Raw genomic sequence first — 13,881 nt, forward strand, 5'->3', positions numbered from 1 at the left:
TAGATTACAAATGTAATACGAGGGGTGGAAAACAATATGACAAATAAATTACCTAAAATATCTGAAGCAGAATTAGAAATTATGAAAGTGTTGTGGTCGAATTCTCCACAAACAGCGAATGAAATTATAGAAGAACTGGAAGATACAATGGACTGGAAACCGAAAACAATCCGTACATTAATTAATCGGTTAGTACAAAAGGAAGCCGTTTCTTATCATCAAGATAAAGGGCGTATGTATGCTTATTATCCGTTAGTATCACAAGATAATTATTTGCAAGTTGAAACAAAATCTTTGCTAAAGCGTTTTTGCGGCGCAGCGTTTAAGCCATTACTTGTTAATTTTTTAAAAGAGGAAAAATTGTCTTCAGAAGATATTAACGAACTGAAACGCATTTTAGATGAAAAGACCGAGGAGAATAAGAGGAAGGATAGATAACAATGATAGACACGCTTATAAATGTATACCTTCCTCATTTTTTTGATTGGCTTATAGAAACGTCACTTATGGCTAGCATATTAGTTGGATTTATTTTATGTATAAAAGTACTATTTAGAAATAAATTAACGCCCCGGTGGCAATATATGCTGTGGATCGTATTAATGATAAGACTTCTTTTACCGTGGTCACCAGATAGCTCTTATAGTATTTATTCATTACTTTCCTATAGTTCTAGTGTATCGGAAGTTATTCCAAAAAATATGCCGTCTACTGAGAGTATAGTGAACATAGAAACTAATCATACAGTGGAATTGGAATCAAATTCTGAAACTGTGACAAAAAATGGTGAACCTGAAGTAAACGCGAGTGCGGAACAACAGACTACATTTTCTTTATACAAACTTGCTCTATATGTTTGGCTAGCTGGGGTAATCGTATTAGCAGTCATAACGTTTATTACAAATAGACGTTTATATTCTTACATAAAGAAACAAGCGGATATTACGGATGAACAGGTCGTTACAGTGTTTAATCGCTGTAAGCAGTCTATGAAAATGAAGAAGGCAGTTTCATTACGTGTAGCAGGAAAGATTGCGAGCCCAACTGTTTTCAGTTTCTTTCGGCCGAAAGTATTACTATCAAAAAAACATATGAAAGTATTAAATGAGCAACAATTACAATATGTCTTTTACCATGAGTTAGCTCATATTAAGAGAAACGACGTAGCTGTAAATTGGATTATGTATAGTTTGCTCCTATTAAATTGGTTCAATCCGATTCTTTGGTACGCCTATTTCTGTATGCGAGAAGATCAAGAATTAGCCTGTGATGCATATGCGCTTACTTTTATAGATAAAGAGGAGCAAATTGCATACGGTCATACAATTATTACCCTTTTAGAACATTATTCCTATCAAGTACCAAGCCTAGCAAATTTAAGTAGAAATAAACGAACACTAAAAAGGAGAATCGTTATGATTAAAAAGTTCCAAAAGAAATCTTATCGTCTTTCTTTACTTGGAATCATTGCTATAGCAGCTATAGCAGGCGGATTCTTATTAAATGCAAGGATAACTGAGGGGGATGAAAGACAGAAAGAAAAAGTTGTAGAAAAAAAGCAATCTAAAGCGGCTTTTGAAAAAGCGATAGAAACAGTATTAGGTACACCGGAGAATGCAAGTAGGGAATGGGGGATGTCAATAAAGTCATATAAAAGGAATACAGATTTTTTGTATTTGGCAGAAAAGAATTTTACAAAAGAAGAATTTGAGCAGTATGTTCAATTATTTAAGGAAGCGCAAGAAATTCATAAAAAAGCAATGGTTAAGAAAAATGTGCCTGAGAATTATGATGGAGATACAAAGGAATATAAACCTGAACGCTTGAAGAAAGCTGATCAAGAAAGACTAGCTATTATTGAGAAGAAATTAATTCCACTTTCGGAAAAGGTGGAGAAGTCTTTAACATATACTGTGGAAGAAGCGAAAGATCATGTACCATTTCAAATTAAGCAGCCGACTTATATAACTGAAGGTTATGAGTTAAAAAGAGAATGGGCTGATTCATATTTTGGAAGAGATGTAGAATTAGTTATTAAATCAGAATATACAAAAGGGAAATATGGTTTTACAATTTATCAGTCAAGAATGTATGTAGCTGGTAATAAGGATCCACTACACTACATGATGCCTGGAGAAGAGAATCTAGAAAGTTATAGTTTAGATGGGAAAGGAATGGTATATAATAAATCTTCTCATGGAGAGGGTAAGTTAAGAGGCCTCAAAATGTTTGTACCAGCACGAGGTAAGAATAGTGAGTATCAAATTGTCATAGTGAATGATATTTTTACAAGAGATACAAAGATATACGAAGAGATAATCGATGATGAGCTAACTAAGAAAGAGATGGAGAAAATATTACTTTCTATGTCAAAATAAAAGACAGTGTTCTTAAACTTTTGGTTTTAAGAACACTGTCTATTTAATTAGATTTCTAGTGTGATCTAGCCAGCAATTATTATGAATATATTCTTGCTTTCCATACAAGTATACTTTTTGATACACTATGGACAGTATGGTATAACTTGACTGGAATTTTTTAATACTGGAAATAATAAAAAAGAGAACTTGTATAGAATGTAAGCGTGTGGTAATATCAAAGATGTACTGATTGACTATATTATCCAATTGGTCATTTTTGGAGGTGACGATGTGGCGATAGATCGAAAACGTTCTATTATTGAAGCTGCAACAAAGTCTTTTTCAGCGTTCGGTTATAAAGCAACAACGATGGATCAAGTAGCGAAGTTAGCGAATGTAGGAAAAGGAACGATTTATACTTTTTTCAAAAATAAAGAAGAGCTATTTGGTGAAATTATTTCTAATTTAATTACAGAAATGAAGCAAGTTGCAGAAAATGCAATTCGTTCAGATATTTCATTTTTTGAAAATGTACATAGAGCATTATATAGCATATTAGAATTCAGAAAAGAACATCAGCTCATGATTAAGTTAATTCAAGAAGAGCGTGATATGGGAACGAAAGAAGTACAAGAAGTGATGCAACAAGTAGATGTGGAAATCGTTTCTGTCATTCAATCGTATTTAAAGATTGCGATTGAAAAAGGTGAAATTAGCAAATGTGATCCAGAAATTACAGCATTTATTATGCTTCGCCTATACGTATCACTTATTTTTGATTGGGAAAAAAATCATGAACCGTTAGAAAAAGAAAAAATATCGGAATTATTCGAACTTTATTTACTAAAAGGATTGTCAAATTAAGATAATCCTTTTAATATTATAAAAAATGACTAATTGAACAAATCGGTCAATCGTATAAGGGGAATGGTTAAATATAATCATGTAGATGAAAATGTGCATAGTATAAATTCGGGGATAAGGCATATGTATGAACAGATATAGCCTTTTTATTTGGGTAAAAATGACCATAAATCAATTTTGGTCATTTTTAAAAAGGGGGATAAATTATGAAATGGCATAAGTTGCTTAGTAAAGAATTTGCAGAGATTATAAAAAGTAAAAAAATATTAATTCCAATTATCGCGGTTTTATTCGTACCGATTTTATATGCGGGTATGTTTTTATGGGCCTTTTGGGATCCGTATGAACAGCTAGATGACTTGCCAGTTGCGGTAGTCAATTTAGATAAAGGTGCAGTATTTGATGGGAAACCAATTGAGGTCGGAAAAGGGTAATTAACTGTTACGATTTATTTAACCAATTAAAACTAAAGTTAATTAAATATATCAGTAAGCCCTGCTAGTCAAGTGATTGGCTAGTAGTGAGGGTTAACTGCGGGCAATCCCTAAAGCTGATTGAACTACAACGTGGCTAGAAATGGCGAGCGTGAATGTCGCGAAAGCAGAAAAAATCAATCAGATGGTGCAAGGTTAAATCCTAAACACTAGAACAATGGGTCTTCCGCCTCGAATCATCTAAGTCAAAATGGATAAGATGAACGTTCAACGACTATCTCGTATAACTGACGAGAGTACATCACAAGCCTATGGTGGTGGAAAAATCCTCTATCTCTAAGTAGATAAACATATAGTCTGCGCTCATGTGAAAACATGAGAAGTTCATAAGAGAACTGGCTAAGGAATTGCGCCCTTAGTTGAACAAGATAAATTTTATTGAATCTATCAAACTTTATTGAATTTATCGAACGTACGTGCTATGTTTGGTTCAATGAGGTGAGAATAATAATGAAATTTTCACGAGTTAGTCAAGTATCGGAATTAACAGGTTTGTATCCTGGTAGTCTCAGGAGAATGCTGGTGGAACACGCTACTATTCAGAAGAACAAATCTTTCATTAAAGAAGTTAAATTCTGATGATATTAGCGAAGAAAGTCAGACTGATTCCAACGCCTGAACAAGAAAAAGTGCTTAGAAACCATGCTGGAGCTGCAAGATTTGCTTATAACTATTGTAAAAGAATGAGTGATAGATACTATAAGCTATTTGGAAAATCTGTTTCACAGTTAGCTTTACAGAAACGATTTACAAAGATCAAGAAGCGAAAGCAATATGAGTGGTTAAAAAATATCAACGCACAAGTTCCCAAACAGGCTTCAAAAGATTTTGACAAGGCGCGAAAAAATTCGTTCGAAAAGTACCAAAATGGTTATCACACTTCTTATAAATCCAAAAAAGATTTAATCCAAGGATTTTATGCCAATTATGAAAGACTGATTATAGGAAAGAAAGTAGTTCATATTCAGTCTATTGGAGAAGTGAAAACAAGCCAACAACTACCAAGAAACAAAAAGCCATCCAATCCAAGAGTTACATTTGATGGTCGTCACTGGTGGATTAGTGTAGGGTTCCAAGAAGACTTTGAATTACAAGCACTAACCAATGAGTCGATTGGTGTGGATGTTGGTTTAAAAGAGCTGTTTGTAGCTTCTAATGGTATGAAAGAACGAAATATAAACAAAGATGCTAAGGTTAAAAAACTTTTGAAAAGGAAAAAGTCAGCGCAAAGAGATATGTCTAGGAGATTTAAAAAAGGTGTAAAAATTCAATCTGCCGGATATGAAAAAGCTAAAGCGGAGCACCTGCGGTTATCTAGGAAAATTACCAATATCCGAAATAACCATATCCATCAAGCAACAGCAAAATTGGTGAAAACCAAACCAATGAAAATTGTTGTGGAAGACTTACCTATCTCAAACCTGTTAAAAAACAAAAAACTATCGAAAGCATTTTCATTTCAAAAATTAAACTTCTTCTTTCAATGTTTGTCATACAAGTGTGAGAAATATGGCATCGAGTATGTAAAAGCTGATAAATGGTTCGCCTCAAGCAAGATTTGCTCATGTTGCGGAGTTAAATACGACCATTTAGTTCAACTAGAAGGACAGTGGAGTTTAAAGATTCGTGAATGGAACTGTGTTGGGTGCAATAGCCATCACGATAGGGATGTAAATGCTGCGATAAATTTATCAAGATGGGTAAAATAAATGCTTGATAATAGGAGGTAACGATACTGCCTCGTGTGGAGTGTTATACCCCTCGTCCCTTTGGGGTTGCGAGAACACTTTGAAGCACTAACTTGTGTAAATTTGATTGAATTGTATAGATTTAGTTAAGTTTATCGTATCGGCTCGTTGATAACTTAAAAGATAATACAAGTTTCAAATGGGAATTTGTAAGTGAAAAAGAAGCGAAAAAAGGAATGGAAGGTAGAAAGTATTACATGTTAGTACGCATTCCAGATGACTTCTCAAGTAATGCTACAACGTTATTAAAAGATGATCCAAAACTATTAAACTTAGAATACATTCCAAACGAAAGCTTGAACTTCTTATCTTCACAAATTGGCGGAACAGCCATTGAAAAAATTAAAGGTGAAGTATCAAGTACGTTAACGAAAACATATGCAGAGAAAATGTTTGATTCCATTAAAGACGTCTCAAAAGGATTAGCAGATGGGGCGGAAGGAGCAAATAAGTTACATGATGGAGCTAGTGAGTTGCATGATGGATCAAGTAAAGTGACGGATGGGCTCCATACACTTCAAGGGAAATCTGGAGAGATGAAGGATGGGGTTCAGAAATTAGCAGATGGATCTAATAAATTAGTAGATGGGTCAGGCAAAGTAACAAACGGTTTAAATACGCTAAATAGCAAAACAGGTGAAATGCAGACAGGTATAGGTAAATTACAAGATGGGTCTGGAAAAGTAACAGATGGTTTAAATACGTTAAGTAGCAAAACAGGTGAAATGCATACTGGTATAGGGAAATTACAAGATGGATCCGGAAAGGTGACAGCAGGTTTAAATACGTTAAATAGTAAAACAGGTGAAATGCAAAAAGGAATTGATGAATTACAAGGTGGATCGGAGAACGTGACCGGTGGTTTGAACAAATTGGTAAGTAAATCAGATGAATTAAAAACAGGAACAACTGAACTATCAAATGGTATGGAACAACTTGTTGGAGGACAAAGTGAATTAGAAAAAGGGTCCCAAGAGATTCAAACAGGTTTGCAGGAGTTAAATAGTAAAGTACAAAATTCTGTTGCAGGCCTAGAGAAAGCGCAGTCGAATATTCCTTCTATATTAAATACAGTAAATGAGAAAATGACTGGGGCTGAAGAAAACGTAAATCAGTTAAATGAATTTACTCAATCAACAGCAGGGGATGCAACAACTGCAGCGCAAGATGTAGCGAATTTGCAAAAGCAAATTGAAAGTTTACCAAAAGAATATCAAGAGCAGTTACAACCATTTATAGCAAATGCGGCAAAAAGTACAGCGACAGTTCAGCAAAAAGCTGCCGGAGTAGCAGGTGGAACAAACAAATTAAATGAAGAAGTAAAACAATTAAAAGGTGAAATACATCAAACAACAAGTGGATTGCAAAATAAACTACCAAATCCAGCAGAGGTGAAGAATTTAACGGAGGGTATTGAGAAACTAACGAACGAACAAACCAAATTTGTTAGTAAGTTTCATGGATTTGGTGAAGGTTTAGCTAATGTGAAAATAGGTGCCGATAAACTAAAAGACGGATCAGGTCAACTAATTGATGGAGTAACTCAATTACAAAGTGGATCTGGAAAGGTGACAGCAGGATTAGGTCAATTATCGGTAGGAGCCAACCAAATGTCAGGTGGAGTAACCCAATTAGTGGACGGTTCAAGTCAAGTAACAGGCGGTTTAGGTACATTATCTACAGGAGCAAATCAAATGTCAGGCGGAATAAATCAATTGGCAGATGGATCAAACCAAGTAACAGGCGGTTTAGGCACATTATCTGTAGGAGCAAGTCAAATGACAGGCGGAATAACGCAATTAGCAGATGGCTCAAGTCAAGTAACAACTGGCTTAGGTACTCTAAATGGTGGCCTAAATAAAATGTCCACTGGCTCAACCCAGCTAATCGACGGAGTAAATAAACTAGCAGATGGATCAGGAAAAGTGACAGATGGCCTCGTAAAAGTAAATGATGGTTCAGGTGAACTTGCTGAGAAACTTGGCGAAGGGGCAGAGAAAACTGGTGAAGTGAAAGGAACGGATAAAACGTATGATATGTTTGCAAGCCCTGTAAAAGTGAAGACGGAGAAAATGGCGGAAGTTCCAAACTACGGAACAGGATTCACACCGTATTTCTTATCACTCGGTTTATTCGTTGGGGCATTACTATTATCAATCGTATATCCATTACGTGATACAGTTGGCGTTCCGAAATCAGGATTCAGCTGGTTTATTAGTAAGTTTGGTGTTTTACTATCAGTCGGTATTATTCAAGCAATAGTAGCAGATGTCATATTACTGTTCTGGTTAGGTGTAGAAGTACAAAGTATTCCATACTTTATACTCTTTAGTATTGTTACGAGCTTAGCGTTTATTTCATTAATTCAATGTTTAGTAACAGCATTCGGTGATGCAGGGCGTTTCATCGCCATCATCACATTAATTATTCAGCTTACAACAAGTGCTGGAACATTCCCGCTAGAGTTGATTCCGAAGTATTTACAACCATTTAATGCTTGGTTACCGATGACATATTCTGTATCAGGATTGAAAGCAGTCGTATCAAGCGGAGACTTTAACTTCATGTGGCAAAATATTGGGATACTCATGATCTTTATCGTTGTATTATCACTTGGAACAATTGCTTCATTAACTTGGATGCACAAACGACAATTTAAAAATATTGCTGAGAATCAATCGGTTGAAGCGTAAATAAGAAATATAAAAAAGGCACCGAAATGGTGCCTTTTTTATTGGTCTTGTTTTATTGGATGAGAAATTTTATTTGTTTTTCTATTTTTACGGAACAAGTATATACCAATACTTATAAGGATAATAGTAGCTACAATCCAAACAAATGGACCATATCTTTCAGCAAAAGTATATAGTTTCATGTTACTGGCAATGTCCTCTTTTGTTTTTCCTATTAGAATTTCTGAGCCACTATACCCTTCAAGTGTATCTCCTTTTTTTATACCAAAAATAAGAGTGTCTGATTTGTTTTCTATTCCTGTGTATCGGTATCCTTTACCTTTAATTGTTAATTGAGTATCATCTTTTTTTAGTGTGTAGTCTTCGGCGGAAATATCTTTTCCTGACAGTGTAATTGGTTCCATTGAGAAGCGGATTTCTTTTAATGTAGGAAGAGCCTCATTGTTTAGTAAGAGCTGCTTTGCAATATGCTTCTCGGTATCAATGTTTTTCCAATTTGCCTTTCGTCGTTTATATGTATTAATTTCAAGAAGTGCAAATTCTTTATTTTGAAGTTTTTCCTCTGTAATAGGTTGCGCGGTAGTTAATGTTCCTTTTAATAAAATCACACCGTCTTTTGCAGATTGAAATGAAGAGACTTCCTTCGTTTCTTTTAATGTATTGATAGCACCTCTATAATCTTCTTTTCCTAAAAGAACAGCTCCTGTATGTACAGTTAAAATAAGATATAGGATGCTTAATACTATAATAGCTTTTTTCACTATGTACCCTCCAAAGTATGTATAAATGGATTATAACATAATTTACCATGTGGAATTGTTAATTTGAATAATAAGTTACAAATATAAGGGTGATAAATAAATTAAAAAAGTGTGGATGAGAGGAGTAAAAGTGAAAAGGAATTACAACAATTTGCAGAGAAACATAGAATAGAGGAGTTGATACGATGAAAGGAAATCTTACTTATTATTTTATCTTAAATCCGCTAATCATCTTTCTTGTTTACGCCCTTTCACCTATCTTGTTTCATAAAGAAAAATATATAAATATGAAAGATGCACTAGGAATACTTTTAGTTTACTATGTGCTAATTAGCGGGTATTACCTTATGGATGTTGTAAGTGAAAGCATGAAGAAAAATGGTAAGGACAAACAATAAAGTTTTATTATATAAAAACCGATGGAGGACAACAAAATGACCGAAAGTGAAATGAAATTCAGGGATACGACCATTCGTAACTTTTTTGATAAAGAGGACCGTTTAAAATCGATTCCAGGTCAAAAGAAGAAAAAACTAGTATTGTTAGAGCATTTAATTAGCAAATTAAATGCTGAAAATCAATATACAGAAAAAGAAATTAATACATTCATAAAACAATATCATGATGATTTTTGTACGATTAGACGAGAGTTTATTGTGCATGGGTTTATGGATCGAGAGGATAATGTGTATCGTATAAATGAGAGAGAAGTATGGAGGAAATGGGAAGAGTTATAAATGTAATGAGGAAGGGGGATTTTCTTGCAAGCTAGTAGTCTTATGCATGAAGAGATTTCTGGAAAACCATCGATTTTTGGGATATTCACTTCGCCAACACTACAATTCAAAAGGATGAAGAATCAAAGAAATATATTCTTTCCACTAGCCTTTTTAATTGTGCTTATTATAATTTCAAGTGCCTTAATGTCTTGGAATTCTTTAAATAATCCTGCACTCAGTATGTTTCATGATAAAACGGGATTTACTGTTCCGAAATACATAACTTTCTTTACTACATTTGGATTTTCAGCAGTCAGTGGAATCGTAGCTATACTTTTTGCACCTATATTCTATAAGAACATTATGATTTTCTTTGGAGTTGATATTAACTATAAAGAAACATTCCCGATAATCATTTATGCTTCGTTTGTATTAAGATTAGGGATGATTTTAAACGGATTAATTGCATTTTCTCTAAGTGGGTATGAGATATCTTATACAGGTTTAGGTGCAATAGCGACAGATAATATGATCTTGCATACAATTGCTCAAAGAATAGATATATTTAATATTTGGTATTACGTTTTATTAGGAATAGGTTTAAAAACGATAACGAATTTAAATAAAGACAAACTTATCCCTCTTATTATTGTACTTTTCGTTTTCACTAGTTTATTAGCGAGCATGGCTGGGTTTATGCAGGAAATATCTAAAGCGTAAGGATAGGTGGGAAGTATAATTATAAGCTTGTATGAAAAAGGTGGTTTGAATATGGACAAACCACCTTTTATCCCGCTATTTGCCGGGCAGTAAAACTCCCACCTCAAAATGCGGCTGGAGCAAAGAAGCTAGGTGGGAGATCAACAGCCCGTAAATGCCCGATTAGTAGCCCGCGCTAGTCTTGCATTTTTCTTTGTAGTAAGTCTATGAACTCTTCAATATTTGAACTTGTAATGTATCCCACCGTTATATATTCATCTTCATAATAAAATATTATTTTTTTGTCAAAAATTCTTCTCTTCGTTTCTATAGATACAATTTTTTCATACTCAAATTCGGCAATTAATGTATTTTTATATTGGCTAAAAAGAGAAGTCTTCTATTAGTAGCAAGTAGCATGCCTGGATATGGGACTTTATGCGTATTTATATAGTCAGTAAGTGAACATTTTAAAGTAGATAAAATCTTTTCTTCTTTATGTAGTAGTTGTTTTGCGGCTGTTAAAATTGGATTCATTGCACACATTCCTTTTATATAGATGTAAGGATATTGTATCAAAAGTGAAAAGATTCTCAATATGTAATGTTGCATATTGAGCGTTTTAGAGATTCTTAGTTTGATAGTTCCAATACTATTTTTAAAAGAAAAAGGTACGAGGTGATTCGGTGGTACGATTAGCAAAAGAGCTTGATGCGGAATCAATTATGGATATTAGAAAAGAAATTATCTTATCAGAAACTACTACAAAGTTTTTTATATCATCTCCAAATAAATTACCAAATGATATTGATTCAGAAAGAGAAAAGATACAGACAAGTAGTGAAAAAGGCAACCTTTATATAGTTTACGAGGTAGATAGTAAGGTGGTTGGCTTTCTGGTTTTCAAACGATATGAACTAGAACGGTTACGACATGCAGGCACAATGGGAATGGGGATTAGGGAGGCGTATTGTAATCAAGGCATTGGTACGAAGCTAATTGAATTTCTTATTAGTTGGGCTAAAGAGCAGAAAGATTTAGAGAAAATTTGCTTAGGCGTAGTTTCTATTAATGATAGAGCAATTAAAGTGTATAAACGAACTGGCTTTGTAGAAGAAGGAAGGCACAGAAAGCAAATTAAATATGAAGATGGATCATATGGAGACGACGTATTGATGGGTTTTTATATTGAATAGAATTCTTATTAATTAAGAAGGTGTATATGCGTTATGGTATGTACATCTTTTTTTATATACATATTGTGAAATTCTAAAAGTAGTGTGTAATTCCCTGCCATTAACAGACTTTTCCCTATGTATAATATTAATATAGTAAAATCATAAGAACCTATATTGCAGTTTCCAATAATATACTATATAATCAGGATAAGAAAACGTTTTCATGCAAAGGGGGAAATTTCGTGTCGACTATCGAGGACGTGGCGAAATTAGCGGGGTTATCAAGGACAACGGTTTCTAGGGTGATCAATAATCATCCATATGTTTCAGATGAGAAGAAGAAAAGGGTTCAATTAGCAATGAAGCATTTAGGCTTCGTTCCTAATTCTGCGGCGAGAAGGCTTCGTAAACAAAAAACAGAAACAATTGCGGTGCTTGTTCCAAGGATTACAAATCCTTTTTTTAGTAGATTTATTGAAGCAATCGAGATTGCTGCTTCTGAACATAAATATAAACTGATTATTTGTCAAACAAGATATTTACCGGAAAAAGAGATGGAGTATTTACAATTATTATCTACGAAACAAGTAGATGGGATTATTCTATGTTCACTAGAAAATCCATGGGAGAATGTGGAGCCATACTTGCAACACGGTCCAATCGTGTTATGTAATGAATATATTGAGGAAGCAAATGTTCCAACAGTGAAGTTCGATCATGCACAGGGTGCATACATAGCTGCCAATCATGTATTAGAACAAGGATATCGTAATCTGATTTTTTGCCGTGGCAACGAAACGAAAGTAGTGAGCCAACAGCGAAAAATGGGCTTTTTACGCGCTATTACTGAAAAGAGTAGAGAAGTGGAAGCGATCGATTTTCTTGAAAACGCTTTCTCTTGGGATGATGGAAAACGAATATTCAATGAAGTATTAAAGGACAAAAAAAATCCTACCGCGATTTTGGCAGGAGGCGACGAGGTTGCAGCTGGAATTATCTCAGAGGCGAAACGCCATGGTTGGAGTATTCCAGAAGATCTCGCTGTGATCGGTTTTGATAATCAAATTTTGGCGCAGATTACAGAGCCAGGTATTACGACAATTGAACAACCAATCGACGAGATGGCCCGAAAAGTTGTCGACTTAATGATGGATAAAATCCATACGAAAAATTATCGACAAAAAGAATTGTATGAGTTTGAACTGGAGCTCTTGGTGAAAGGTTCAACGATGAAGGATACGATGTTATTAGCCTAGTAGACTATGTCTGCTAGGTTTTTTTATGTTTACAAACTACTATTCTTCGTGAACGCAATCGTCACATTTGTTATGGTATGCTTCGTGCTGCTCATCAATTTCCTTCCCGCAATGAGCACAAGTTTTCGTCGGTAAATTTCGGAAAAACTCCATTGGTTGATCGATCATGTCAATCCCTCCATTTCCATTTCTTACTATCATTGTATTAGTACAAAAAACAAAAGTCAACAACTGTTTTATAACAAAAGTGAAAATTAATGAAAAAGTTTAGGAAATGGATTATAGTTAACAATGTAGGATGTAAGTAAAAAACTTTCTCAAGTACGGAAAAAAACGGCATTCCTACGCGGTTTTAGAAAGGATGGATACATATGAAGATGACTGTTGTCGGCTTTTGGGGCGGCTTTCCAGAAGCGGGAGAAGCAACGTCGGGGTATTTGTTTGAACACGATGGTTTTCGTTTACTTGTAGACTGTGGCAGTGGTGTACTAGCACAGCTTCAAAAATATATAACACCATCTCATATAGATGCAGTTGTACTGTCACACTATCATCATGATCATGTTGCAGACATTGGGGTGCTGCAATATGCAAGATTAATTACGAGTGTGACAAAAGGACAACTACCGGAGTTACCAATATACGGTCATACGTTTGACGAGAATGGATTCCATTCTTTAACGCATGAACCGCATACGAAAGGAATCGCGTACAATCCAGAAGAAACACTTCAAATTGGACCGTTCTCCATTTCATTCTTAAAAACTGTTCATCCTGTTACATGCTTTGCGATGCGTATTATAGCTGGCGATGATGTTGTTGTATACAGTGCAGATTCAAGTTATATTCCTGAATTTATTCCGTTCACAAAAGATGCTGATCTTTTCATTTGTGAATGTAATATGTATGCACATCAAGAGGCTGCAAAAGCAGGGCATATGAATAGTACAGAAGTAGCAAGTATTGCGAAAGATGCAAATGTAAAAGAACTTTTATTAACGCACTTACCGCATACAGGCAACCCATCTGATTTAGTAACAGAAGCAAAACAAATTTTCAGTGGCCATATTACGCTAGCGCATAGTGGCTACGTATGGAATTCATGAGGT

12 protein-coding genes and 3 pseudogenes are annotated in these 13,881 nt (G+C 34.7%); 12 read left to right on the forward strand and 3 right to left on the reverse strand.

Annotated features, from left to right (window positions below):
* The first annotated feature begins 36 nt into the window (after positions 1 to 36).
* From JFU54_RS21535 to JFU54_RS21560, 6 genes and pseudogenes are all read left to right on the forward strand, one after another.
* Positions 37 to 438, forward strand: coding sequence for a BlaI/MecI/CopY family transcriptional regulator (locus tag JFU54_RS21535; protein WP_088292318.1), 402 nt, complete (start codon positions 37 to 39; stop codon positions 436 to 438).
* A gap of 2 nt (positions 439 to 440) precedes the next feature.
* Positions 441 to 2,378, forward strand: a complete 1,938-nt coding sequence (locus tag JFU54_RS21540; RefSeq protein ID WP_201066309.1) for a M56 family metallopeptidase — start codon at positions 441 to 443, stop codon at positions 2,376 to 2,378.
* A gap of 273 nt (positions 2,379 to 2,651) precedes the next feature.
* A complete protein-coding gene (locus JFU54_RS21545; protein ID WP_061688996.1) occupies positions 2,652 to 3,224 on the forward strand; it encodes a TetR/AcrR family transcriptional regulator in 573 nt (190 codons plus the stop codon).
* A gap of 206 nt (positions 3,225 to 3,430) precedes the next feature.
* Positions 3,431 to 3,655: pseudogene (locus tag JFU54_RS21550) on the forward strand (YhgE/Pip domain-containing protein); the annotation flags it as partial.
* Between the two features lie 641 nt (positions 3,656 to 4,296).
* A complete protein-coding gene (locus JFU54_RS21555; RefSeq protein WP_088292316.1) occupies positions 4,297 to 5,427 on the forward strand; it encodes an RNA-guided endonuclease InsQ/TnpB family protein in 1,131 nt (376 codons plus the stop codon).
* 143 nt (positions 5,428 to 5,570) lie between these two features.
* Positions 5,571 to 8,159, forward strand: a pseudogene (locus JFU54_RS21560) (YhgE/Pip family protein); the annotation flags it as partial.
* Between the two features lie 38 nt (positions 8,160 to 8,197).
* On the opposite strand, the gene JFU54_RS21565 reads toward JFU54_RS21560, so the two are convergent.
* Complete coding sequence (locus JFU54_RS21565; protein WP_201066311.1) at positions 8,198 to 8,920, reverse strand: hypothetical protein; 723 nt, start codon at positions 8,918 to 8,920, stop codon at positions 8,198 to 8,200.
* A 185-nt stretch (positions 8,921 to 9,105) separates the two neighbouring features.
* Here JFU54_RS21565 and JFU54_RS21570 point away from each other — a divergent pair, with 185 nt between their 5' ends.
* Genes JFU54_RS21570 through yknW form a run of 3 tightly spaced genes read left to right on the forward strand, consistent with a single transcriptional unit; the run spans position 9,106 to position 10,359 of the window.
* Positions 9,106 to 9,318 (forward strand): hypothetical protein, encoded by a 213-nt coding sequence (locus tag JFU54_RS21570; RefSeq protein WP_088031250.1) that lies wholly within the window; start codon positions 9,106 to 9,108, stop codon positions 9,316 to 9,318.
* Between the two features lie 36 nt (positions 9,319 to 9,354).
* Complete coding sequence (locus tag JFU54_RS21575) at positions 9,355 to 9,657, forward strand: DUF2087 domain-containing protein (protein ID WP_141535390.1); 303 nt, start codon at positions 9,355 to 9,357, stop codon at positions 9,655 to 9,657.
* Between the two features lie 24 nt (positions 9,658 to 9,681).
* On the forward strand, positions 9,682 to 10,359 hold the full coding sequence (gene yknW, locus JFU54_RS21580; protein ID WP_002134857.1) for a YknW family membrane protein: 678 nt from the start codon (positions 9,682 to 9,684) through the stop codon (positions 10,357 to 10,359).
* 175 nt (positions 10,360 to 10,534) lie between these two features.
* Here yknW and JFU54_RS21585 read toward each other — a convergent pair.
* Positions 10,535 to 10,875: pseudogene (locus JFU54_RS21585) on the reverse strand (PH domain-containing protein).
* Between the two features lie 149 nt (positions 10,876 to 11,024).
* On the opposite strand from JFU54_RS21585, the gene JFU54_RS21590 reads away from it, so the two are divergent.
* The gene (locus JFU54_RS21590; protein ID WP_201066313.1) at positions 11,025 to 11,534 is read left to right on the forward strand and encodes a GNAT family N-acetyltransferase; all 510 of its coding nucleotides are present in this window, start codon (positions 11,025 to 11,027) and stop codon (positions 11,532 to 11,534) included.
* A gap of 224 nt (positions 11,535 to 11,758) precedes the next feature.
* The gene (locus JFU54_RS21595; protein ID WP_002087115.1) at positions 11,759 to 12,772 is read left to right on the forward strand and encodes a LacI family DNA-binding transcriptional regulator; all 1,014 of its coding nucleotides are present in this window, start codon (positions 11,759 to 11,761) and stop codon (positions 12,770 to 12,772) included.
* A 39-nt stretch (positions 12,773 to 12,811) separates the two neighbouring features.
* Here the strand turns inward: JFU54_RS21595 and yhfH are convergent, their stop codons facing one another.
* Complete coding sequence (gene yhfH / locus JFU54_RS21600) at positions 12,812 to 12,940, reverse strand: protein YhfH (RefSeq protein WP_000567010.1); 129 nt, start codon at positions 12,938 to 12,940, stop codon at positions 12,812 to 12,814.
* 203 nt (positions 12,941 to 13,143) lie between these two features.
* Here yhfH and JFU54_RS21605 point away from each other — a divergent pair, with 203 nt between their 5' ends.
* Positions 13,144 to 13,878, forward strand: a complete 735-nt coding sequence (locus JFU54_RS21605; protein WP_201066315.1) for an MBL fold metallo-hydrolase — start codon at positions 13,144 to 13,146, stop codon at positions 13,876 to 13,878.
* Positions 13,879 to 13,881: the final 3 nt, after the last annotated feature.

This window comes from Bacillus sp. TH19, from assembly GCF_016651075.1.
GTDB lineage: Bacteria > Bacillota > Bacilli > Bacillales > Bacillaceae_G > Bacillus_A > Bacillus_A mycoides.